The sequence below is a fragment of the Streptomyces sp. NPDC091416 genome (genome assembly GCF_044756845.1).
Lineage (GTDB): Bacteria > Actinomycetota > Actinomycetes > Streptomycetales > Streptomycetaceae > Streptomyces.
In genome coordinates this window covers 743,967-766,060 of the sequence record NZ_JBIVTU010000001.1, presented here as the reverse complement: position 1 = coordinate 766,060, position 22,094 = coordinate 743,967, and the positions used below count along the sequence as shown (strand labels likewise).

The 22,094-nt window shown below is 72.5% G+C and carries 18 protein-coding genes; 11 read left to right on the top strand and 7 right to left on the bottom strand.

Going from position 1 to position 22,094, the window contains the following annotated elements:
- Positions 1-122 precede the first annotated feature (122 nt).
- Both ACIQMX_RS03265 and ACIQMX_RS03260 read left to right on the top strand, forming a co-directional pair.
- Complete coding sequence (locus ACIQMX_RS03265; RefSeq protein ID WP_402474607.1) at positions 123-1,724, top strand: glycoside hydrolase family 20 protein; 1,602 nt, start codon at positions 123-125, stop codon at positions 1,722-1,724.
- A gap of 177 nt (positions 1,725-1,901) precedes the next feature.
- Positions 1,902-2,471: a hypothetical protein gene (locus ACIQMX_RS03260; RefSeq protein ID WP_402474606.1), complete on the top strand. Its 570-nt coding sequence runs from the start codon at positions 1,902-1,904 to the stop codon at positions 2,469-2,471.
- 72 nt (positions 2,472-2,543) lie between these two features.
- Here the strand turns inward: ACIQMX_RS03260 and ACIQMX_RS03255 are convergent, their stop codons facing one another.
- Positions 2,544-3,110, bottom strand: a complete 567-nt coding sequence (locus tag ACIQMX_RS03255) for a YcxB family protein (RefSeq protein WP_402474604.1) — start codon at positions 3,108-3,110, stop codon at positions 2,544-2,546.
- Positions 3,111-3,465: 355 nt separating this feature from the next.
- Between ACIQMX_RS03255 and ACIQMX_RS03250 the strand changes: the two genes are divergently transcribed.
- Positions 3,466-4,356, top strand: a complete 891-nt coding sequence (locus ACIQMX_RS03250; RefSeq protein ID WP_402474602.1) for an RNA polymerase sigma factor — start codon at positions 3,466-3,468, stop codon at positions 4,354-4,356.
- Positions 4,356-5,504: a hypothetical protein gene (locus tag ACIQMX_RS03245; protein WP_402474601.1), complete on the top strand. Its 1,149-nt coding sequence runs from the start codon at positions 4,356-4,358 to the stop codon at positions 5,502-5,504. The genes ACIQMX_RS03250 and ACIQMX_RS03245 overlap by 1 nt, the downstream gene beginning before the upstream one ends.
- Positions 5,505-5,702: 198 nt before the next feature.
- On the opposite strand, the gene ACIQMX_RS03240 is transcribed toward ACIQMX_RS03245, so the two are convergent.
- Positions 5,703-6,626, bottom strand: a complete 924-nt coding sequence (locus ACIQMX_RS03240; protein WP_402474599.1) for a L,D-transpeptidase family protein — start codon at positions 6,624-6,626, stop codon at positions 5,703-5,705.
- Between the two features lie 225 nt (positions 6,627-6,851).
- On the opposite strand from ACIQMX_RS03240, the gene ACIQMX_RS03235 reads away from it, so the two are divergent.
- From ACIQMX_RS03235 to leuE, 4 genes are all read left to right on the top strand, one after another.
- A complete protein-coding gene (locus ACIQMX_RS03235) occupies positions 6,852-8,432 on the top strand; it encodes a methylmalonyl-CoA mutase family protein (RefSeq protein WP_363072754.1) in 1,581 nt (526 codons plus the stop codon).
- Positions 8,433-8,669: 237 nt separating this feature from the next.
- Positions 8,670-9,590, top strand: a complete 921-nt coding sequence (locus ACIQMX_RS03230; protein WP_402474597.1) for a hypothetical protein — start codon at positions 8,670-8,672, stop codon at positions 9,588-9,590.
- A gap of 87 nt (positions 9,591-9,677) precedes the next feature.
- On the top strand, positions 9,678-10,307 hold the full coding sequence (locus ACIQMX_RS03225) for a class F sortase (protein ID WP_363072751.1): 630 nt from the start codon (positions 9,678-9,680) through the stop codon (positions 10,305-10,307).
- 70 nt (positions 10,308-10,377) lie between these two features.
- A complete protein-coding gene (leuE, locus tag ACIQMX_RS03220) occupies positions 10,378-11,046 on the top strand; it encodes a leucine efflux protein LeuE (RefSeq protein ID WP_402474595.1) in 669 nt (222 codons plus the stop codon).
- 3 nt (positions 11,047-11,049) lie between these two features.
- Here leuE and ACIQMX_RS03215 read toward each other — a convergent pair whose 3' ends face one another.
- The gene (locus ACIQMX_RS03215) at positions 11,050-12,471 is read right to left on the bottom strand and encodes an FAD-dependent monooxygenase (RefSeq protein ID WP_402474594.1); all 1,422 of its coding nucleotides are present in this window, start codon (positions 12,469-12,471) and stop codon (positions 11,050-11,052) included.
- 62 nt (positions 12,472-12,533) lie between these two features.
- Between ACIQMX_RS03215 and ACIQMX_RS03210 the strand changes: the two genes are divergently transcribed.
- Positions 12,534-13,181, top strand: a complete 648-nt coding sequence (locus tag ACIQMX_RS03210; protein ID WP_363072745.1) for a TetR/AcrR family transcriptional regulator C-terminal domain-containing protein — start codon at positions 12,534-12,536, stop codon at positions 13,179-13,181.
- Positions 13,182-13,249: 68 nt separating this feature from the next.
- On the opposite strand, the gene ACIQMX_RS03205 is transcribed toward ACIQMX_RS03210, so the two are convergent.
- The 4 genes from ACIQMX_RS03205 to ACIQMX_RS03190 form a co-directional block, all read right to left on the bottom strand.
- Positions 13,250-14,176 carry a class I SAM-dependent methyltransferase gene (locus tag ACIQMX_RS03205; protein WP_402474592.1) on the bottom strand — a complete coding sequence of 309 codons (927 nt, stop codon included), beginning with the start codon at positions 14,174-14,176 and terminating at the stop codon, positions 13,250-13,252.
- A 70-nt stretch (positions 14,177-14,246) separates the two neighbouring features.
- On the bottom strand, positions 14,247-16,760 hold the full coding sequence (locus tag ACIQMX_RS03200) for a YfhO family protein (protein ID WP_402474591.1): 2,514 nt from the start codon (positions 16,758-16,760) through the stop codon (positions 14,247-14,249).
- Between the two features lie 119 nt (positions 16,761-16,879).
- Positions 16,880-18,265, bottom strand: coding sequence for a polysialyltransferase family glycosyltransferase (locus tag ACIQMX_RS03195; RefSeq protein ID WP_402474590.1), 1,386 nt, complete (start codon positions 18,263-18,265; stop codon positions 16,880-16,882).
- The gene (locus ACIQMX_RS03190) at positions 18,265-19,242 is read right to left on the bottom strand and encodes a glycosyltransferase family 2 protein (protein WP_363072737.1); all 978 of its coding nucleotides are present in this window, start codon (positions 19,240-19,242) and stop codon (positions 18,265-18,267) included. The genes ACIQMX_RS03195 and ACIQMX_RS03190 overlap by 1 nt, the downstream gene beginning before the upstream one ends.
- A gap of 209 nt (positions 19,243-19,451) precedes the next feature.
- Here ACIQMX_RS03190 and ACIQMX_RS03185 point away from each other — a divergent pair, with 209 nt between their 5' ends.
- Positions 19,452-20,801, top strand: a complete 1,350-nt coding sequence (locus tag ACIQMX_RS03185; RefSeq protein WP_402474589.1) for a DUF6716 putative glycosyltransferase — start codon at positions 19,452-19,454, stop codon at positions 20,799-20,801.
- Positions 20,802-20,844: 43 nt separating this feature from the next.
- Positions 20,845-22,092 carry a cytidylyltransferase domain-containing protein gene (locus tag ACIQMX_RS03180; protein ID WP_402474588.1) on the top strand — a complete coding sequence of 416 codons (1,248 nt, stop codon included), beginning with the start codon at positions 20,845-20,847 and terminating at the stop codon, positions 22,090-22,092.
- The last annotated feature ends 2 nt before the right edge of the window (positions 22,093-22,094 follow it).

Sequence of the window (22,094 nt, the reverse complement as noted above, 5' to 3'; positions counted from 1 at the left end):
GGGAGAGTTTCGCGATGTCTGAGGGGCGAATGGTCGGGGGAAATACCCGACTATCCGATCCATCTGCCCCATTTCCTCTTCTTTCTGAGCTCTTTCCCCCCGAAACCGGAGGTTTCTGACCGATGGCACCCTCACGCGGCGCCCTCCTGGCCGTGACGGCGGTGGCCGCGGCGACCGTCACCGTCGCCGCCTGCGACAGCTCCGGCACCGAACAGCGGAACGACTCCGGGACGGCCGCCTCCTCGTCGTCACCGTCCGCTTCCCCCACACCCTCCCCGACCCGGAGCTACCCGCTCTCGAAGACGCCCCGCACCATCCCCGCCGTCCGGGAGCACACCCCGGCCCGAGGTCCCGGCTGGCGGCCCGGGGAGAGCAGCGGCGTGGTGATCGGCAAGGGCGACAAGGCCCTCGCCGACGAAGGAAGGCTGCTCGCCGGTGAGCTGAGGATCCGCTACCGGGGTGAGGTCCAGGCCCGTGCGGGTGACGTGGAGCTGGCCCTGAACCCGAAGGACGGCGGCGGGCCCGAGTCCTACACCCTGCGGACCCACGACGGACGCGTCACGATCAGCGGTCCGGCACAGGCGGGCGTCTTCTACGGGACCCGCACCCTCAAGCAGTCCGTGCGCGCCGACGGCGCCATGCCCGAGGGCGAGGTACGCGACCGTCCCGACCGCCCGCAGCGCGGCCTCAACCTGGACATCGCGCGCAAGCTCTACAGTGCCGCCTGGATCGAGGACCGGCTGCGCGAGATGGCCGACCTCAAGCTCAACCAGCTCGGCCTGCACTTCTCCGACGACCAGGCCTTCCGCATCGAGTCCGACACCCATCCCGAGGTGGTGTCGCCCGAGCACCTGACCAAGGCCGAGGTGCGGCGCATCGTCGCCCTCGCCCGCCGGCTGCACATCGAGGTCGTCCCCGAGATCGACTCCCCGGGCCACCTCGGCGCGGTCCTGAGGGCCCACCCCGACCTCCAGCTGCTCAACGTCTCGGGCGTGCCGTCGAAGGGATCGCTCGACATCTCGAAGCCGGGCGCGGCGAAGCTCGTCGACGAGCTCCTCGGTGAGTACACCGACCTGTTCGGCGGTGCCTACTGGCACCTGGGTGCCGACGAGTACCAGGCACTCACGGTGAACAGCCCCGCCGCCTCGTACCCGCAGCTCCAGCGCGCGGCCGTGCGGAAGTACGGGGCGCAGGCCGGTATCGAGGACCTCGCCACCGGCTGGCTCAACGACCGCGCGGCAGTGGTCCGGCCGCACGGCATGAAGCCCAAGGCGTGGAACGACGGCCTCTTCCGCGACAGCACCGTCCGGGCGGACAAGGACATCGAGATCGAGTACTGGACGGGCAAGGAGTACGGAGCCCGCCCGCCCGAGCAGTACCTGCGCGAGGGGTACAAGATGCTGAACCTCAACGACGAGTTCCTCTATTACGTGCTCGGCCAGCCCAACGCCTTCGTCTACCCCACGGGCAAGCGCATCTACGAACAGTGGACGCCGCTCGTGCTGCGCGGCACGAGCCCCGTCCCGGCGAAGTACTCGGACCAGATCCTCGGCGGCCGGTTCGCGGTGTGGGGCGACTTCCCGAACGCCCAGACCGCGGCCCAGGTGGCCGAGGGCATCCGGATGCCGCTGCGGGCCACCTCCCAGAAGCTGTGGGACCCGGGCGCACCGGCACTGAGCTGGGACGGTTTCAAGGCACTGGCGAAGGAGATCGACCAGGGCTGAGGGCCCGGACCGGACGGAATGGGGGCAAACGCTCTTCCGGAGTGGGGCCGGCTGACATCGGGCGACGGTATTCGGACGGCAGGAGTGACGCTTTCCGGCCATTCGGCGCTGTAGGCGATAAGACGACGCGCTGCGTCCCCGTACGTCCGGGTACGGGGGGGCCGACAGGAGACGCCGATGAGCCTGCTCGAACTGATCGCCGCCGCTGACGCCCGGGGGCTCGCCGCGAGCGGCACCGCCTGCCTCGACCGGTGCCTGCCGCAACCCGCCGGAGCGGCCGACCCGGATCCGCTGCGGCCGCTCTGGGCGGGCTGCGCCGACCCGCGGGACTGGCCGGCCCGGCTGGCCGAGGCACGTGCGGCGCTGGCCGCCCTGCCCGATCCGCCGGAGAGCGTCCGGCGCGTCGCGAAGCTCCTCGGCGAGGCGCCCGCGGACCGGTCGGGCCAGGAACTGCGGGCCTGGGCGGACGCCTGCTCGGCGCTGGCCCTCGACCTCCACTGCGCGCACGACGCCGCCCGCGCCGACGCCACGGAGCTGGTGGCGCGCTGCCGCGCCGGCGATCCGGAGGGGGCGGGCCCGCTGCTGTCCGGGGAGGCCGTACGCCAGACCCGGATCCTGGAGATGCTCGCGGAGACAGGGGGCGACGCGCCCATGGGAGCCGGGCTGCGCCAGGTGAGGGACGCCTCGACCGAGGGCCGGCGGGTGCTGAGGGCGGCGGTGTCGCGACGGGCCCGGGTGCCGCGCTGATCCGGCGCGCCGTCGCGCTCCACGCGGTGCCCGGCCGGGCGACCCGCCGGCCGCGTCAGGGCTGGATGCTCCTCATCGCGACACCCGGCGGGGAACCCACCCCGGTCCCTTCCCCAGCCGCACGGCTGTGAGACGGGCGCCGATCAGCTCCCGCAGCCGGTCCGCGTCCTGCGGAGCGTCCAGGCCGCGTTTGGGCAGGACCATCACCCCGGTTCCCCATACGTCCGGGGTGAGCAGGACGAAGACACGGGGGCCCTCGACGCAGCGCCCGTAGAACGTCCAGCCGGTTTCGTTCGTGTGGCGCTCGGTGACGGTCCTGATGCCGGACACGTCGACGGTCACGCGGTGCTCGCCCAGATGCCGGGCGTAGCCCAGCAGGGCCAGCGCCATCAGCCGGCGGAAGGCGACCAGCAGCAGACAGACGGTCAGGAGGAACCTCCACACGCCCGCGCCGACGGAATCCAGGCCTCTGGTCAGCAGATTGGCCACGATCACGAAGCCGAGGAAGGCACCCAGGGTCCACAGGACGCGGAAACACCACCGACCGACCGGGCTGTGCCGGAGCTGGATTCCCAGCCCGTCGGATATCTCTCGCCATGTCACCGAATACGTCAGCCGTACCGGCGTACCGACGGTCATGCGCCCTCCCGGGAATCGACGGCAGGGGCCTGTACCGGTGGGTGGTCAGCGGCGACGGACGCTCGGGCGGGAGGCCCCGTCCACCCGCGTCGGAGCGGGTGAATGGAACGACGACCGGGGCCGCCACCCCCCACAGGAGAGGCCCCAGTCGTCGTTCGCGGGGTCGCAGGACGACCCCGTACTCATCTCAGCGCCACGACTGCGTTTTCTGTCACACCGCACGGTGTCCGAAGAATGTTGCGGGTTGTACAAGTCATGGACGCGGCGCCCGCCGAGGACGTAGCGTGCTGAGTCGCGCAGGGAGGCGCGGCAGTGGTGACCAGCTGCGATTCGGGACAGCAGGCAGGTTGAGGGAGTGCTGGGGGACGACGCGGGGCTTACCGCCGCGGTGCTCGCGGCGCAGGACGGGGACGAGGATGCCTTCCGTTCTGTGTACCGCGCTGTGCAGCCGCGGCTGCTGGGCTACATACGGACGCTCGTGGGGGACCCGGACGCAGAGGATGTGGCGTCCGAGGCGTGGCTGCAGATAGCCAGGGACCTTGACCGGTTCAGCGGTGACGCCGACCGCTTCCGGGGCTGGGCGGCGCGGATAGCGCGCAACCGGGCCCTGGACCATCTGCGGATGCGCGGCAGGCGGCCCGCCATCGGCGGCGACGAGACGGAGCTGTCCGAGAAGCCGGCCGGGTCCGACACGGCCGACGAGGCGATCGAGGCGCTGGCCACCGGCCGCACCATGTCGCTCATCGCCCAGCTGCCGCAGGACCAGGCCGAGGCCGTGGTGCTGCGTGTGGTGGTCGGCCTCGACGCCAAGAGCGCGGCGCAGACGCTGGGGAAACGGCCGGGCGCGGTACGCACCGCCGCGCATCGCGGGCTCAAGCGCCTCGCCGAACTGCTGCGGGCGGACGACGCGGACCGCGCGGGCGGTGCGGGGCCTGCGCTCGGGGCCGGGGCCGTCGCGCCGGCCCCGGCACCGACGACGGACGCGAATCCGGGCGGCGGCGAGGGCGGTCCGCCCACGGCCGGTCCCGCGGAAGGAAGCCGTCCGCGTGGTGACGGAGCGGCCGGTGGAGCCGGCGCGGCCAAGGGGCCGGGCGGTGGCACGACCCCGGCGCAGTCGCCGCAGAACAACGGGGCCGGCCGGACGGTGGAACTCGGCGCCGTCCCCGCGCAACGCCCCGCCCGCACCGGCCTGGTGGCGCCCGCCGGTGTGACGCATTCGCGTCTGTGGACGCAGAAGGACATGTGATGGCCGACGAGCAGCACGAATGGCTTGACAAGGAAGCGGCGGAGAAGATGCTCCGCCGCGCCCCGGTCGACCCTTCCGACGGCCCGCCCCGGAACGAGGCCGAGAGGCTCGCGGCCGCCCTGAACGCCGTGGCCGCCGCCGCACGTCCCGCCGCCGGTGAGCTGCCCGGCGAGGCCGCGGCCCTGGCCGCCTTCCGCGCCGCCCGTGCCGTCACCGCACCGGCTGACCGGCCCGGGGCCGCCCGGACCGCGGGCGTGGACGACTCCGCCGAGTCCGCCATGCTCGCCCCCGTACACATACGTCCGGCCGGTTCCGGTACGGCGTCGGGGGCCGCGGGATTCCGTGGCCCCCGCCCCATGCGCTGGAGCCGGCCCATCCGCTTCGGTCTGGTCGCCTCCCTCGCGTGCTGTGCGATCGGCGGTGTGGCCGTGGCCGCCGGGACCGGGATCCTGCCCGGCCCCTTCGGCCGGCACACGCCGGCACCGGCCAACTCGGTGTCGGCCGCCGCGTCCCCCGAGGAGCTGGGCTCCGACCTCACCACCGACGACGCGGCATCGGCGCCGCCGCCCGGATCGCCGGGCGGGGAATCCGCGTCGCCGGACACGCCCGGAGCCGGCCGCTCCGAGAGCGGCCGCCCCGACGTCAGCGGTCCCACCACCGACCGGAACCCGGAGAGCGATGCCGGGGACGGCGCCGGCGACGGCCGGTCCCGCGGAACCGAGGACGAGAAGTCCGGCGGCACCGGCCCGACGCCGAGCCCCGACCCCCAGGACGGTGACGGGAACTCCGGCGACAGCGGCGACGGGGCGTCCTGGTACGCGAAGACCCTGAAGGCCTGCCGCGACTACCGCGACGGCAAGCTCGACGACGAGCGCAGACGCCGCCTCGAAGCGCTGGCCAAGGGGGCCCGCAACCTCGACCGGTTCTGCGACCGGATGCTCGACCAGGCCGGCGGGAAGAGCGACGACGCCGCGGGCCAGGACGACGACGGCGACGACGAACCGGCCGGAAACGGCGGCTCGTCCGGCGGCTCGGGCACTCTGCCGTCGATCGGCTTCTCCACCGCGTCCCCGGAGCCCTCGACCACCGCCGAGTCCTCCGCCTCCGGCTCCTCGCGCTCCTCATCGCCCCTGTTCGCGGCGCGCTGAGCCCTCTCCGCGCCGCCCCGCCACCACCGGGTGTGACGTTTTCCGGCTGTTGAACGCAGTAACAAGTGAGCCGACTGGTCATCGGCAGCGCCCGGAGCCGGGGTTCCCCCCGTACCTACGGCTCGGCGCAATGGCGCGGGCGGGACACGTTCCCCCGGTCCCGCCCGCGCCCCTCATCACCGAGCCCCTCACCGCGCCTCATTTGTAGATGACGACCTTGTCGCCGTTGCGGACCTGGGCGAACAGCGAGGCGATCTTTCCCTCGTCCCGGACGTTGACGCAGCCGTGCGAGGCGCCGTTGTAGCCGCGGGCCGCGAAGTCCGAGGAGTAGTGCACCGCCTGGCCGCCGCTGAAGAACATCGCGTACGGCATGGCCGTGTGGTAGATCGACGACACGTGGTGCCGGGACTTCCAGTAGACGGAGAAGGTGCCTTCGCGGGTCGGCGTGTACTGCGAACCGAACCGCACGTCCATCGACGAGACGACCTTGCCGTCGATCATCCAGGACAGCGACCGGCTGTTCTTGCTGATGCAGATGACCCGGCCCGTCAGACAACGCTTGTCCGGCTTCGCGGCCGGCCGGGTGGTCGGCGGGTTCAGCTCCGCGGCGGTCGGCGCGTGCGTCATGCCGAGCAGCTTCTGCCAGGTGACGGTGTCCGTCTTTCCCGTGCGGGACAGTCCGCGCTTGCCCTGGAACGACTGCACGGCGCTGACGGTGACGGAGCCGTAGTAGCCCGTGGGGCTGCGGTCGAAGTGGCCGATCTGACGCAGCCGGGCCTGGAGCTCACGGACCTGCTTGCCCTGCGAGCCCGTCGCCATCAGCACCTTGGCCTGCGGATCGGCCGACGGAGTGGCCTTGGGCGTGGCCTTCGGTGTCGAACTCGGCTTCGCGCTCGTGGACGGCGTCGCCGATTCCGTTTGGTCGGTGCCGGGCTTGGCGTCCTCGGTGGGTGAGCTGCTCGCCGGCGGCGCCGACGGGGTGGCCGGCGCGCTGCCGGCGGGCTCCGCCTTGCATCCTGCGGTCACGGCGACCAGTGCCAGTACGGCGACGGCGGACGCCGCTCCCGCCCCCCGGCCCCCTATGTGCGCGCGCCCGCGCCCGGTCCTGCTGCTGCCTGTCATGTCGGCCCCCTGAATCTGCGGTATCTCATGGGACGGATTCCCGCTCTGCCCGGTTGCCGAATCCTGCGCATGATGGGGAAAGCGGCATCGAAGACCGGAGGATGTCAGGCATCGGGGGCTGTGAGCAAGGTCCCGGCCCGGCCCTCTCCAAGGCCTGAGGGCCTGCCGCTACAGTCCGTCGCGAAAGCCATGGGGTACCAGCAGCTTCAGCGGGAGGTACAGCGGATGACGCGCGAGTCGGAGTCGGGACTGCCGATCGAGCCGGTCTACGGGCCGGACACGCTCGACGGATGGGACCCCGCCGAAAAGCTGGGTGAGCCGGGCGCCTACCCCTTCACGCGCGGCGTGTACCCGTCGATGTACACCGGGCGCCCGTGGACGATGCGCCAGTACGCCGGCTTCGGTACGGCCACCGAGTCCAACGCCCGCTACAAGCAGCTCATCGCCAACGGCACGACGGGTCTCTCGGTCGCCTTCGACCTGCCCACCCAGATGGGCCACGACTCCGACGCGGAGATCGCGTCCGGCGAGGTCGGCAAGGTCGGGGTGGCGATCGACTCCATCGACGACATGCGGGTGCTGTTCGACGGGATCCCGCTGGACCGGGTCTCCACGTCCATGACGATCAACGCCCCGGCCGCGCTGCTCCTGCTGATGTACCAGCTGGTGGGCGAGGAGCAGGGTGTCGCGGCGCGGCAGCTCACGGGCACCATCCAGAACGACGTGCTCAAGGAGTACATCGCCCGGGGCACGTACATCTTCCCGCCGGGGCCCTCCCTGCGGCTGATCGCGGACATCTTCAGGTACTGCCGGGCCGAGATCCCGAAGTGGAACACCATCTCGATCTCCGGCTACCACATGGCGGAGGCCGGGGCCTCGCCCGCGCAGGAGATCGCCTTCACGCTCGCGGACGGCATCGAGTACGTCCGTACCGCCGTGGCCGCCGGGATGGACGTCGACGACTTCGCCCCGCGGCTCTCCTTCTTCTTCGTCGCGCGGACGACGATCCTGGAGGAGGTCGCCAAGTTCCGGGCCGCCCGGCGGATCTGGGCGAAGGTGATGAAGGAGGAGTTCGGCGCGAAGAACCCCAAGTCCCTGATGCTCCGCTTCCACACCCAGACCGCGGGCGTCCAGCTCACCGCCCAGCAGCCCGAGGTCAACCTGGTCCGCGTCGCCGTGCAGGGCCTGGCCGCGGTCCTGGGCGGCACGCAGTCCCTGCACACCAACTCCTTCGACGAGGCGATCGCGCTCCCCACCGACAAGTCCGCCCGCCTCGCCCTGCGTACGCAGCAGGTCCTCGCGTACGAGACGGACGTGACGGCCACCGTCGACCCGTTCGCGGGCAGTTACGTGGTCGAGAGGATGACCGACGACGTCGAGGCCGCGGCCGCGGAGCTGATGCTCAGGATCGAGGACATGGGCGGCGCCGTCAGCGCGATCGAGCAGGGCTTCCAGAAGAACGAGATCGAGCGCAGCGCCTACCGCGTTGCCCTGGAGACGGACAGCGCCGAGCGGGTCGTCGTCGGCGTCAACCGCTTCCGGCTCGACGAGGAGGAGCCGTACGAGCCGCTCCGCGTCGACCCGGCGATCGAGGCCCAGCAGGCGGCCCGGCTGGCGAAGCTCCGTGCCGCACGCGACCAGGGCGCGGTGGACTCGGCCCTGGCGGCCCTGCGCAAGGCGGCCGGGGGCACGGACAACGTGCTCTACCCGATGAAGGACGCGCTGCGGGCCCGCGCCACGGTGGGCGAGGTCTGCGACGCGCTGCGGGAGGTGTGGGGGGTGTACGTGCCGGCGGACGCGTTCTGAGACGGGGGCGGAGGCGACACGAGGGCGTCAACGTATCCCCCCGTAGCGTCAGTTGTGAGGTGGGAAACGCTGCTGCCTGTCACTCGCCTGTGACAAGGAACGGATGGCTCCGCTGTACTGCACATCTAGATTCATTGATGCAGCCCGCCCCACCTCACGGCCCCACACTTCGAGGAAGCGGCATGCGACTCTCCCAGCCTTCCGAGCCCGCAAGGGCCATTCCTCACGGAGTCGATCATGTCTTTCCGTCCCTCGTGCCGCCGTGTCTCCTTCCGTGCCGCCGTCGCCGCGGCCGCACTGGGAGGCGCCGTCCTCGTCCCGGCCACCGCGGCCTTCGCCGACACCGTCCCGGCCACGCCGGCCGGCCAGGGGCAGCAGTCCACCGACGCAGGCACGCTGATCCGCACCGACGAGCTCAAGGGCGGGTTGACTGCCAAGGTGTACAAGCACGGTGACCAGCACGTCTATTACACGGCCGAGGTCCTCGACGGTGCGAAGGTGCTGGGGGTTCTCACCGCGGGCGGCGGTTACGCCCCCGAGCAGAGCAAGGTCTTCGGTAACGGGATCAAGGTGACGCTGGACTTCACGGGTGCCGTCACCTCCGTCGTCGACGCGGGCAGCGACGGACAGGGCCCGGTCACCCCGGTCGAGTGCGTCGCCACGGTGACGAAGGGCATCGGGGCCGGCACCCTGGCCGAACTGAGCATCAGCCCGTCGGGTCCGTCGGTCGTCTTCCAGGCCGACGACGGCCAGGTCCTCGGCCAGCTCTCCCGGCTGCACCCCGCGCTTCCGGCGAGCGCCGGCTTCCTCGGCGAGATCATCAACCCGAGCAGCACCGCGCCGCAGCTGCGCACCAACATGGAGGGCGGTGGCCACCCGGCGTCCGTCACGGACTTCCCGAAGCTGCCCAGCGGGTGCAGCTTCGCCTACGCCACGACCTCGGGCAACGGCGCCTCGGGCAAAGGTACTTCGGGTAACGGCACCGAGGCGCAGACCTCGCAGACGTCCGTCGTCCCGAAGGGCAGCGTCGCCGCCGGTGCCGAGGTCGAGCAGAACGGCAGCCCGGCACTGATCGCGGTCGGCGGTGCGGCAGCGGTGGGCGCGGCGGGCCTCGGCTTCGTCCTCATGCGGCGCCGCGCGGCGGCGTCCGCCCACTGACCCGGCCGGGCCGGTCGTCCCACGTCAGGGGAGGGGCTGTCGCACGTGCGACAGCCCCTCCCGGTTCCGCCTGCCGGGAGTCCCCGTATGCACCCCTCTTTCGCCCGTCGTCTGCTGACGGGCTCGCTCGTCGCCCTCGTCTCCGCCGCCGCACTGACCGGTTGTGCCACGGGCGACGGCGCCCCCGCGACCCCGCCCGCGCACATCGCGGCCCCGCCCGCCGGCGCGCCGGCCTCACCCGCGCCGTCCCTGTCCGCAGCCCCGCTGCCCGCCTCCGAGCCGGTCCGGGTCCGTATCCCGTCGGCGGGCGTCGACACCGGCCCGGTTCTGAAGCTGGGTCTGGCGTCCGACGGCACCGTCGAGGTCCCGTCCGTGGCGCAGGCGGACCGGATCGGCTGGTACACGAAGGGCGTCACCCCCGGAGAGACCGGACCCGCCGTCCTCATCGGGCACTTCGACACCGCCGAGGGCCCCGCCGTCCTGAAGAACGTCTCGAAGATCGTCGCCGGTGACCGGATCACCGTCACCAGGGCGGACGGGACCGATGCGGTGTTCGCCGTACGACGGCTCCAGCAGGTCGACAAGGGCGCCTTCCCGACCGACGAGGTCTACGGCGACACCACCGGCCCCGAGCTGCGGCTGATCACCTGCGGCGGCGAGCTGAGAGGCGGCCACCGGCCGGACAACATCATCGTCTTCGCGGAGCTGATGAGCTGAGCCCGCGGGCTCAGCGGCAAGCGGAACCCCCGTCTCCGGAGTGTCGTACGCCCGTGCGACACTCCGTTTCATGCTGGGTGTCATCGACCTTCCGACCTACCTCGCCGGCCTCGTTCTGATTGTGCTGCTGCCGGGGCCGAATTCGCTGTACGTGCTGTCCGTCGCCGCCCGGCGCGGGGTACGGACCGGCTATGTGGCCGCGGCCGGCGTGTGGACCGGGGACACCGTGCTGATGACGCTGTCCGCGCTCGGGGCCTCGTCCCTGTTGCAGACGACGCCGGTGCTTTTCGCCGTGGTGAAGTTCGCCGGTGCGGGCTATCTGACCTGGATGGCGATCGGGATGCTGCGCGCCGCGGTGTCGATGTGGCGCGAGCGGCACCGCCGGGTGGCCGAGATCACCGGTGAGGCCGTGGAGGGGGCCGGGGCGCCGGCCGCCATGGAGCGGCCTTACCGGCGGGCGCTGGTGGTCAGCCTGTTCAACCCGAAGGCGATCCTGTTCCTGATCTCCTTCTTCGTGCAGTTCGTCGACCCCGGGTATGCCTACCCGGCGCTCTCCTTCCTGGTGCTGGGCACCCTGCTCCAGATCGCCAGCTTCCTGTACCTGTCGATGCTGATATTCGGCGGCACGCGGCTGTCCGCCGCGTTCCGCCGCCGCAAGCGGCTGTCGGCGGGAGCCACCTCGGCCGCCGGCGTGCTCTTCCTCGGCTTCGCGGCGAAGCTCTCGCTCAGCAGCGTCTGACCGTCAGCCGGCCTGGAGGGCGAGGCCCAGACGTGCGGCGTACTCCGCGAGCCCGGCCGTGTCCTCGCCCGCCCAGCCGACGTAGCCGTCCGGGCGGATCAGGAACAGCCCCTTGCCGTACGGCGCGTAGGCGTCCATGCGGTGCGGCCTGACCTGTGAGCCGGTGAACTCCGGCAGTGCCGCGTCGGTGCCGACCGCCAGCAGCGTGAAGTGCGGGCCCCGGAAGACGTCGAACAGCCGCCGCCCGCCCGCCGGCCCGTCGGGTGCCCGGTCGCCCGCTTCCAGGACGCCGGCGCGACCGGCCGACAGCGGGCCCCCGCGGTAGCCGAGGCCCAGCTGCTGGGCGGCCGCGCCCCGTTCCTGCTCACCGCGGTGGATCCGGGTGGAGAGGCCGAGCATCTCCGCGGCGATCGGGCGGCGCTCCTCCTCGTAGCTGTCGACCAGGGCGGCGGGCGCCCCGTGGCGCAGTACCTGGCCGAGCTTCCAGCCCAGGTTGTACGCGTCCTGCACGCTGGTGTTGAGCCCCTGGCCGCCCGCGGGGGAGTGGACGTGGGCGGCGTCCCCGGCGAGGAGGACCCGCCCGTCGCAAAACCGGTCGGCGAGGGCGGCGCGCGGGCGGAAGTCGGAGGCCCAGAGCACCTCGGTGACGTCCCGCGCCTCCAGATGGGTCCGTTCCGCGACGACGGCCCGGACCCCTTCCGGGGAGATGTCCGGCTCGCCCTCCTTGAACTGCGCGACGAGCTGGAAGTCCGCCGTGCCGGGCAGCGGGCACAGCGTGATGAACCCCGCGTCGGTGCTCATCATGTGCCAGTTGAGCCGGTCGAGCGCGTCCTCGGCGACCCGGACGTCGGCCACCAGCATCGGTGCCGGGTCCACCGTCTCCCCGGTCATCGCGATGGACAGCGCCCGCCGCACGGTGGAGCGACCGCCGTCCGCCGCGACCAGGTAGGAGGCGCGGACCGGACCGGTGGACAGCTGGGCGGTGACCCCGTCGTCGTCCTGCGCGAGGCCGGTCAGCGCGGTCGAGAACACCACGTCGCCGCCCAGTTCGCGCAGCCGGGCCAGCAGGATCTCCTGGGTCCGCCACTGCGGCATCATCCACGGCTCACCGTACGGCTCCGCGTCCGTCGGCGCCGCCACCCGGAACATCTGGTGCTCGCCGTGCCGCTCACCGTCCTGCCAGACCATCCCGACCGGCGCCGGACCGCCGTGCTCGCGGACCGCGTCGCCGGCCCCGAGGTCGTCGAGGACCTCCCGGGTGCGGGGCTGGATGCCCTTGCCGCGTGAGCCGGGAAAGAGTCCCGGCGTCTGTTCGACCAGCAGGGCGGTGACGCCCCGGCGGGCCAGATCGCAGGCCAGCGCGAGACCGCACGGACCGGCACCGACGATGAGGACCTCAGTTTCCTTAACGGCGTTAAGTGTCATGTGGGGGAGTGTGTGCTTAACGGTGTTAAGTTGTCAAGGGCGGGGGCTGTTAACTTGTCGAGGTGGGTACGACGAAGATCGACCGGTCCCGGGTGGCCGACACGGCGCTGCGGCTGCTGAACGAGGTGGGCCTCGACGGCCTCAGCCTGCGCGCCATCGCCAAGGAGCTGGACGTCAAGGCGCCCGCCCTCTACTGGCACTTCAAGGACAAGCAGGCGCTGCTCGACGAGATGGCCACGGTGATGTACCGGCGGATGCTCGACGAGGGCCTTCCGGGTCCGGCCCCGGACAGCTGGCAGGACCAGCTCGTCGCGTACAACAGCGGGCTGCGTGCCGGGCTGCTGCGCTATCGCGACGGGGCCAAGGTCTACGGGGGTGCGAGGTTCACCGGCACCGACCACGCGGACGGGCTCGAAGGCCATCTGCGGACCATGGTCGACGCGGGCTTCGAGCTGTGGCAGGCCGTCCGGGCGGGCACCACCGCGTACTCCTACACGATGGGCTTCGTCAGCGAGGAACAGGGCGTCCGGCCGATGCCGGACCAGCAGCGCGAAGGCTTCGACATCGGTGAACGCGCGGAGCGCATGGCCCGCTACCCGCTGGCCGCCGCGGCCGGCGCGGAGATCTTCGCCCACTACGACGAACGGTTCGAGGACGGTCTGCGGCTGATCGTCGCGGGCATCGAGGCGAGGTACGGCGGACGGACGTGATGAGGCGGGTGTGTGGGGTCAGGGGGTGAGGGGTCAGGGGGTATGGGGTCGGAGGCGAGGGCGCGGTGTCACTCCGCCCGCAGGTAGGCCGACGTCGAGACCCGTCCCAGCAGCCGCAGCCGCGAGGAGCCGCCCGCCAGATGCTTGTCCAGGGCCTCCTGGACGCCCGGCCACGACGCGTCGCCGTAGTCGTCCAGCACCACGATGCCGCCCGGTGCGACGATCTCCTCGACCCACTCCAGATCGGCCGCCACCCCCTCCATGGAGTGGTCGCCGTCCACGACGATCACCCCGTACTCCCGGTCGCCGACCTCGGCCCGTACCTCCGGGTCGGAGGAGAATCCCTGCCGGATGCGGGGGTGGTGCGTCGAACCGGCCCCGGTCAGCGCCAGGTTGGCCCGCACGACGTCCTCGCGCACGGGCGTCCCCGTCGGGTCGGCCGGCTGGGACGTGCCCGGCTGGAGCTGTGAGCCGGCCAGCGGGTCGACGATGGTCAGGTCCGGCTGGATGCCCGCCCGGTGCACCATCCGGGTCAGCGCCGCGGCGAACAGCCCGTACAGCGTGCCGATTTCGAGCATCGCGCCGTTCGGCGGAGCCAGCAGCGGAACCGTCGCCAGCTTTCCGCACACATTGGACGTGGAGCCCGCCAGCCGCCCGACGCCGAGCGCCTCCAGTGCCACCACGGTCCGGTAGGCGGTGACGACGCTGCGCCGGGCCCTCGCCTCGTCTCCGTTCAACAGGCCGATCTGCGCGACCAGTTGGTCGATCTCGCGGGCAGGCGGGATCCGGTGGGCGCCCCGGCCCGTACCGTCCAGCAGCAGTCCCAGCGCGTACTGGCCCCGCCGCATCTCCTCGGTCTCCCGCCGCAGTGCGGCGATCTCGCCGCGCATCGGTTCGGCGGCGCGCTCCGTCCGGAGCCGGATGCGGCGGTCGACCAGGGTGAGGGCGGGGCGCAGGGCGCGCTTCGTCAGACGGTTCTTCAGGAGGGAGGGCATGGGTGGGAACGTACGCGCGCGGAGCGGCTCCCTCCCACCACGCGCAGATGAAGTCTCGGTGTCGTCGCGGCTACGCGAGCGGCGGAGCCTTCCGCCGCCGGACCCGTGTCCGTGCCCAGGGGGTCAGTGCGGTCGCCAGCAGCGCGGCCAGGGCTCCCGCCCCCGCGAGGCTCCCGGCCTTCAGGCCCGGCGGCCGGAACGTGCAGTCCACCCTCGTCCGGTCGCCGTTCACCGGTACGGCGACCAGGCCGAGATACGAGCCGGCCGGACGTCCGTCGCAGCTCCAGCCCGCGATCCGGGGCGCGGCCAGCACGGCCAGCCCGCGCGCGTTCGACGGGAGTTCGGCCCGCACGCCGCTGTCGGTGACGTCGACGCGCGTCGCGCCGGTCCGCTTCAGTCCGGCCACGGCGGCGTCCAGGCGGCCCCGGTCCAGGCAGCCGACGGCCTCGTGCGGAACGGTGCCGGCCCGGGCCACCCGCAGCGGCACCGAGAGCTGCCCGCCGCCCGTTCCCAGCAGCCGCATCCCGGCCCGCCGGCCCGGCAACTCGCCCCGGAAGTCCGCCGGTTCACCTGAGTCTCCGAGCTGGGCCCGGCCGAACAGGTCGGGGGCCCACAGATACACCTCGCTGTTCGCGGGGCAGCTCGCGGCCAGGCTGTACGCACCCGGCCGCACCCGGTAGTCGTACCCGCCCTCGTCCGCGGCGGCCGTACCGTCCGCGGCGCGCAGCGTGGTCGCGGGCACCGTGTAGACGGAGGCTCCCAGCAGCTTCTCCTGGTTGCGGAACGGTGAACGGCCCATCCGCGCAACGGTGTCGGCGGCCGGCCGCAGAGTCACCAGCGGGGGCGCGTCCTGCCGGGTGACGGTGACCGGACGGCCGTCCGGGCGGTTCCAGCCCTGGTGCGGATCGCGCGGCATGCGGACCCGGGCGCCGACCGCGAAGACCGCGTCGGTCACCGGGTTGTCCAGGCTGTGCAGGGCGCGGCCGTTCGACGTCCAGCCGGCGCCCAGCGCGAGGTAGGTGCGGGTCAGTACATCGGGGGTGTGACTGCTGTAGTAGGCGCCGCCCTGCCCGCCGGCCAGGAGCGGGTCGTTGGCGGTGGACTGCTCCAGGCCCGGGTCGGTGCGGTAGCGCGGCCAGCCGTCGGCTCCGGCCACGGCGGCGGCCTGGAGGGTCTGGCGCTCACCCCAGGGGGCGTAGTCGTCGAGCCGGTTCAGTCGCTGCCGGTCCGCGTACGCGGTCGTCGCGGTGGCCTGCCCGGCCTGTGCCCCGATGAGCAGCAGCGCCGCGAGCACGGCGAACCTGCCGCCGCGGGCCAGGACGAGCGCACCGGTCACGGCCAGCAGGCCCGCCGCGAACAGCGGATACGTCCAGCCGGTGATCAGGGTGCTGGACGCGGCGCCGGCCGCGATCAGCACCAGCACCCCCGCGCCGCCCAGCAGGGTCCGCCGGTCCGGCCAGGCGGTGGCGACCGCGAGCCAGGCGGCGATGACGACGAGCCCGGACAGGACGAACGTCTGCCGGAACGGGCTCCCGTTCGGTGTCGCGAAGGCATGCCACAGCAGATGCGTGGGCCCCCACTGCAACGACAGCGCCACGGCGGCCACCAGCCCCGCCCACACGAGGCGTTCGGTACGCGGCACGGCACGGTGGAAGGCCAGCGCGCAGGCCGGCAGCAGGGCGCCGGTCCCGAGGAACAGCGCCGGGCTGAAGAAGCTGTACGTGGCCGGCAGCAGCCTCGCGGCGACATCGGGCCAGGCGGCCGGGGCGAACGCCCGGTTCCAGCCCGGGTAGGCGTGCCGGGTGCCGAGGAACACCGGCACCAGGACCGGCGCGGCCAGCCCGATGCCGACGAGCACGGTGCGCACCGCCCGCACCAGGCCCCGGACCCGCTCCCGCGACGTCCCGTCCTCCAGCAGCAGCCGCACCACCAGCACCAGGGCGGCCCCGAGCGTGGCCATGTACGCGGTGTAGAAGTTCGACACCCAGGCGAGCGTCACCAGGAGCGTCCCCAGTACCGGACGCCGTCCGGTACGCGCCCACTCGCCGGCCAGGCACAGCAGCGGGAACGCGATCAGTCCGTCCAGCCACATCGGGTTGTAGACGGCCTCGGCGACCGACCAGCCGCACAGGGCGTACGAGGCGCCGAGCACGGCCGCCGCCCACTCCCGGCCCCGGCCCCGGCGCAACGCGGTGAGCAGCCAGGTCATGGCCGCCGCCGCAACCCCCGTCTTCACCAGCGTGACCGCGTACACCGCCAGGTCGATCCGGTCCCGCGGGAAGACCGCGACGAGCAGGGCGAACGGGCTGCTCAGATACGTACCGAAGTCCGGCAGGAAGCTGCTGCCGAAGCCGGACTGCCAGTTCAGCAGCAGCCCGCCGTCCGCCTGCCCGTGGAGCAGGTCCCAGAGCCGGGCGTGGAACGGGACGAACTGATTGCCCAGGTCGTTCACGCTGCGCGTGTGCGGGCCGAACGGGTAGCTGCGGGCCACCGCGTCCCCGGCGCAGACGGTCGCGACGGTGAGCAGGGCGGCCAGGGCGGCGCCCCGGCCGCGCGGCGATCGGATAATCGACGGAGTCCTCATGATGAGTCGAATATGTCATCGAACATCGTGAAATCCCGGGCCGGGAAAGCCGGTTCACCTGATATACGGCCAGCCTTCATGCGCCCGTCCCCGACCGGACGGGCCGCGCCCCGGGCGGGTCAGCCCGCCGCCGCCCGCTTCAGCGTGCGGGCCTTGCGGGCGAGGCGGCGGACCGCCGCGTTGCGCGGGATGAACGCCAGCTGGGCGGGAACGGCTCCCGGCAGCCCGAGCGCGGTCAGCCGGCGCCGTTTGAAGTACCGCCAGAGGGTGTCGCGGTGCAGGTCGAGATAGCGCTCGGCGTCGGGGCGCAGGGCGGCCTGGATCTGCGGCTGCATCGCGTATCCGACCGCCGCGAGCAGCCCGGTCGGCTCGCCCCGGACCTGCTCGGCGGAGGGCAGCGACCAGCCGGTGACGGCGGACGGGTCCTCCAGATCGGGCAGCAGCGCGTCGACGATCGTCAGCGGGACGCGGTTGCTGTTCTGGTACGGGGTGAGCTGCTCCAGCAGCGGTCCGGTGCCGACCCTGGCGACCGGGAGCCCGTAGAACGAGGCGGCGGTCAGCAGCGCGGTGGAGAAGCAGCCGACGACCAGGGCCGGACGCATCGTGTCGAACAGCGTCTCCGCGAGGACCGGGCTGTCGAGCACGGTGAGGTCCGCGCCGAGCCGTTCCGCCTCCTGCTCCAGCGAGCGGGCCCAGTGGGCCGGGGCGCTGGGGTGCGGCTTGAAGACGATCCGGGTATGGCCGAGGGCGACGGCCCCGCGGAGCATCCGCGCGTGCTGCTCCTCCTCCTGCCGGGGCGTGAGGATGCCCAGCGTGGCGAGGTACTGGCCGAGCAGCAGGGCCGGAGCGGGGCCGTCGGGGACGGCGGGAAGGTCCGCGGAACCCGCGAGTTCGCCCAGCACCTTCAGGAAGACCTCGGTCGGCACGATCTCCGACGCGACGCCGAACTCGGTGAGCAGCAGGGGCCGCAGGCCCGGCACCAGATCGAGATGGAGCAGCCGGCGGATGCGGGTGCCGACCAGCTGGTCGAGTCTGCTGCGGGTCGGGCCGTAGCTCATCAGCCCGTCGGCGTAGATGTGCACCGGACTGTCGCCGAAGATCACGGTGAGGGCCTGGGCGGGATTGGCCTGGATGGACTCGCAGGCGATCTCGACCGGACCGTCGCCGATCTCCCACGCGGCGCGCACGGCCCGTTCCCACAGCGAGGCGTCCTGGTCCCGGGGCGACCAGCCCGCCGGATGGAACGGCCGGATGAAGTCGTTCCAGGACCGCACCGCGTCGAACTCGGCGGCCAGCACCTCGAATCCGGGCCGGCGGTGGAGCGGAGTGCCGAGCTCGGGGGAAGGAGAGGTATCGCTCACGACGAGGATGCGCCGGTGCTCGGAGCGCGGGCCGAACTGGCCGGCGCGCAGGGCGGCGACCAGGGTGGCGGCGGCGTACTGCGTGCACGCCGAGAAGATCTGTGTGGTGGACCGGCCGACCGGCGCGGTGTACGTGCCGGGCATCAGGCCGCGACCTCCCGGGAGACGGAGCGGCGGCGGACCCGTCGCAGCTGGCCCGCCCGGCGGTCGCCCAGCGAATTCAGCGTATCGGCGAGAACTTCCTGAGGCATGCGCCGCAGGGAAGCCGCGCTCATGGAGCGCAATTTCCGTGCCACTGCCGGTTCGAACCTTTCGATGGATTCCAAATGATGCGCCATGACCGCGCAATAGGTGCGCACTGCCTTGGGCAGCAGCCGGTCCGCCTCGGGATCCCGGGACGTTTCCTCCAGAACCTGATCGAAGGCCCGGATGAAGTCGAGTTGGCGTACATCGCCGATCTGGGTCAGCGAGGACGCCACCCCGCGCCGGTAGAAGACCCCCGGCAGTCCGACCACCGCGAACGATTCCGCCTCACGGTGCAGCCGCCAGATCCAGGGCCGGTCCTCGGCGGTGCGCAGCCCGTCCCGGAACCGGAGCAGCCCCGAGTCCGCGAGCCGCCGGTGATACGCACCGGCCCAGGCGTACGCGTAGTCCACCGGCGTCGACCGGTCGGACGGCAGGATCACGTCGCGCGGACGCAGGACGGTGTCGCGCAGACCGTGCGGGACCCGGTGCACGGTGCGCACCCGGTCCGTGAACTGCACATGGTCCGTACGGACGAAGTCGCACCCCAGCCCCGAGATGGCGGCCAGCAGCCGCTCGTAGTGGCCGGGCACGACCCAGTCGTCGCCGTCGAGGAACGTGAGGTACTCGCCGCGCGCCGCGTCGATACCCGTATTGCGTGCGGTGGCCAGGCCCCCGTTCTTCTCGTGCTCGACCAGGACGGCACCCGGGATCTCGCGCTCGGCGCGCCGGAGGATCTCCAGAGTCCCATCGGTCGAACAGTCGTCGACGAAGATGAATTCGAAATCATCGCGGGCATTGGCCCGGAGACTTCGCAAGGTATCGGGGGCATAGGCCCGAACGTTGTAGAACGGCACGATGACGGAGAGCTTGACCACGCGTCACACGCTAGGCGGAGGTCCGGCATTTACCCTGGCCCTGATGGGGACGGCAGGTGAACGACGAATGTCGAAGTGGTGAACCGGATTCATTCCTCGCCATGAGCGGGGCGTGCGTGAGGGTGATTCGCCAAGCGTCGGCGGGCTGTTAACCCGCTGTTGCCGTCACGTTGGGCTGCGAATCGAAATGCCTTCCTAAGTTTTGGGACGTGCCCCCACGTACCGAAAAGACGAACACCCTCCGGGTCGCCGTCCTCGCCGACTCCGACACCCGATGGAAGTGGGGCGCGCTCACCGCGCGCCGGCTGACCACGGGCGACGGCGGCGCGTCCGCACCCCGTACGGAGATCAGCGGACTGCTGCTCCGCGGCCGGGCGACCCCGACACCCCGTCAGCTCGCCGAGGTCGGCGACGTCGGCATCGACACCGGCCGGGTGCGCGAGGTGACGGCCGTCGAGTTCCTGCGCGCCGTGCGCGACGAGGGATACGACCTCGTCGTCCTCGCCCTCGTCGGCGGCGCCGTCCAGGCGATGCTGCACGGACTGGCCGCGCTCCGGCTGCCTGCCCGGCCCGTCGTCGTCACCGGCTACGTGGGCGTCGTCTACGAGAAGCTCGCCGACGGGCTGCTGCTGCGGCACGGCGCCGACGTCGTCCTCGCCAACTCCCGCCACGACGCGGACCGTTTCCGCGCGGTGTACGAGGGAGTGGGCGCCGATGCCTCGGCCGTCACGGAAGCCGCCCTCCCGTTCCTCGGCGGCGCCCCGCACACCCCCGAACAGGGCCGTGACACCGTCGTGTTCGCCGCCCAGCCCTCCGTTCCGGCCTCCCGCGCCGACCGTACGTACCTGCTGCGCCGGCTCGTCGAGCACGCCAGGCTGCACCCGGGCCGCGAAGTGCTCCTCAAGCTGCGCTCCAAGCCCGGTGAGCACACCACGCACATCGAGGAACTCCCGTACCAGCGCCTCGCCGAGAAGCTGCCCGGCGGACTCCCGCCCAACTTCCGCCTCGTGTACGGGCACATGGGCGAGGTCCTGGACCGCACAGACCTGCTGGTCACCGTCTCCTCGACCGCCGCCCTGGAAGCCCTGCACCGACGCATTCCCACCGCCGTCCTGACCGACCTCGGCGTCCGCGAGACCCTCGGCAACCATCACTTCACCGGCTCCGGCCTGCTCACCTCCTGGGACCACCTCGACGGCGGCGCCCACCCCGAGCCCGACGAGGAGTGGCTGGCCGGCCAGGGCGTCGCCGCCGACGGAACCTACGCCACGGCGTACGACACCGCCCGGGCCAGGGTCACCGCCCTGCTCGCCCAGGACCGGCTGCCGGACCTCGCGCCCTACTACACACCCGCCACCGCCCCCGGCTACCTCCCCGGCATCCTCGCCCGCCACCACCTGGCCCCCGACGGTCACCCGCTCCCGGGCGCAGCCGCGCCCCGGGAGACCGGACGGGTCAGGGGAGCGGTGCGCGAGGCGGTCCGCGACGCGGCCCGGGGCGCGTACCGCCACGGCGTCCAGCGGGTCGCCCCGGTCATCCGACGGATGGGCGAGCTGTGAACACCACCACCGAACCCCTTCCTGATCTCTTCCTGGAGCAGCGATGACGCAGCCCACCGAGCAGCCCACCGTGCTCGCCGTGATCCCCGCCCGCGGCGGATCCAAGGGTGTACCCGCCAAGAACCTCGCCCAGGTCGGCGGCGTACCGCTCGTCGTCCGCGCGGTCCGCGCCTGCCTCGCGTCGAGCGAGGTGACGGCCGTCGTCGTGACGACCGACGCCCCCGCCGTCGCCGACACCGCCCGGGCCGCGGCCGAAGCCCTCGGCGAGAGCGGCCGGCTGTACTGCGTCCAGCGACCCGAAGCCATCGCGGGCGACACCGCGACCAGCGAGGCCGCCGTCCTGCACGCCCTGGACACGTACGAGGCCGGGCACGGCCGGACCGTGGACGTGGTGCTGCTCGTCCAGTGCACCAGCCCCTTCATCGCCCGCGAGGACATCGACGGCGTCGCCGCCGCGGTCGCCCGGGAAGGCGCCGACACGGCCGTCACCGTCGCCCCGTTCCACGGCTTCCTGTGGCGCGACGGCAGCGCGGTCGAGGACCACAACTACGGCGTCAACCACGACAAGAAGGTCCGCCCCCGCCGCCAGGACCGCCCCGAGGACCTCCTCGAGACCGGCGCCGCCTACGCGATGGACGCGGCCGGATTCCGCACCCACCGCCACCGCTTCTTCGGCCACACCGCGCTGGTGCGCACCGACCCCGCCCGCGTCCTGGAGATCGACGACCCGCACGACCTGGCCCGCGCCCGCGCCCTGGCCCCGCTCCTGGACCCGGCCCCGCTGCCTACCCGCGACGACATCGACGCGGTCGTCCTCGACTTCGACGGCACCCAGACCGACGACCGGGTCCTCATCGACTCCGACGGCCGCGAGACCGTCGCCGTCCACCGGGGCGACGGACTCGGCATCGCCGCCCTGCGCAAGGCCGGCCTGCCCCTCCTGATCCTCTCCACGGAACAGAACCCGGTCGTCGCCGCCCGCGCCCACAAGCTCCGCGTCCCCGTCCTGCACGGCATCGACCGCAAGGACCTCGCGCTCAAGCAGTGGTGCGACGAGCAGTCCATCGCCCCCGAACGCGTCCTGTACGTCGGCAACGACGTCAACGACCTCCCCTGCTTCGCACTCGCCGGCTGGCCCGTCGCCGTCGCGAGCGCGCACGACTCGGTACGCGCCGCGGCGCGCGCCGTGACGACGACCCCCGGCGGCTTCGGCGCCGTCCGCGAGATCGCGGCCTGGCTCCTCGGCCCCACCCTGACCGCTCCCTCCCTCGACACCCCCCTCCCCAAGTAAGG

What these genes read in the sequence shown, in the direction of transcription:
- ACIQMX_RS03235 (WP_363072754.1), top strand. Translation starts at nt 6,852, where the DNA reads ATGACGCGCGAGTCGGAGTCGGGACTGCCGATCGAGCCGGTCTACGGG.
- ACIQMX_RS03245 (WP_402474601.1), top strand. Translation starts at nt 4,356, where the DNA reads ATGGCCGACGAGCAGCACGAATGGCTTGACAAGGAAGCGGCGGAGAAG.
- ACIQMX_RS03240 (WP_402474599.1), bottom strand. Translation starts at nt 6,626, where the DNA reads ATGACAGGCAGCAGCAGGACCGGGCGCGGGCGCGCGCACATAGGGGGC.
- ACIQMX_RS03225 (WP_363072751.1), top strand. Translation starts at nt 9,678, where the DNA reads ATGCACCCCTCTTTCGCCCGTCGTCTGCTGACGGGCTCGCTCGTCGCC.
- ACIQMX_RS03230 (WP_402474597.1), top strand. Translation starts at nt 8,670, where the DNA reads ATGTCTTTCCGTCCCTCGTGCCGCCGTGTCTCCTTCCGTGCCGCCGTC.
- ACIQMX_RS03260 (WP_402474606.1), top strand. Translation starts at nt 1,902, where the DNA reads ATGAGCCTGCTCGAACTGATCGCCGCCGCTGACGCCCGGGGGCTCGCC.
- ACIQMX_RS03205 (WP_402474592.1), bottom strand. Translation starts at nt 14,176, where the DNA reads ATGCCCTCCCTCCTGAAGAACCGTCTGACGAAGCGCGCCCTGCGCCCC.
- ACIQMX_RS03180 (WP_402474588.1), top strand. Translation starts at nt 20,845, where the DNA reads ATGACGCAGCCCACCGAGCAGCCCACCGTGCTCGCCGTGATCCCCGCC.
- ACIQMX_RS03255 (WP_402474604.1), bottom strand. Translation starts at nt 3,110, where the DNA reads ATGACCGTCGGTACGCCGGTACGGCTGACGTATTCGGTGACATGGCGA.
- ACIQMX_RS03265 (WP_402474607.1), top strand. Translation starts at nt 123, where the DNA reads ATGGCACCCTCACGCGGCGCCCTCCTGGCCGTGACGGCGGTGGCCGCG.
- ACIQMX_RS03200 (WP_402474591.1), bottom strand. Translation starts at nt 16,760, where the DNA reads ATGAGGACTCCGTCGATTATCCGATCGCCGCGCGGCCGGGGCGCCGCC.
- leuE (WP_402474595.1), top strand. Translation starts at nt 10,378, where the DNA reads ATGCTGGGTGTCATCGACCTTCCGACCTACCTCGCCGGCCTCGTTCTG.
- ACIQMX_RS03195 (WP_402474590.1), bottom strand. Translation starts at nt 18,265, where the DNA reads ATGCCCGGCACGTACACCGCGCCGGTCGGCCGGTCCACCACACAGATC.
- ACIQMX_RS03215 (WP_402474594.1), bottom strand. Translation starts at nt 12,471, where the DNA reads ATGACACTTAACGCCGTTAAGGAAACTGAGGTCCTCATCGTCGGTGCC.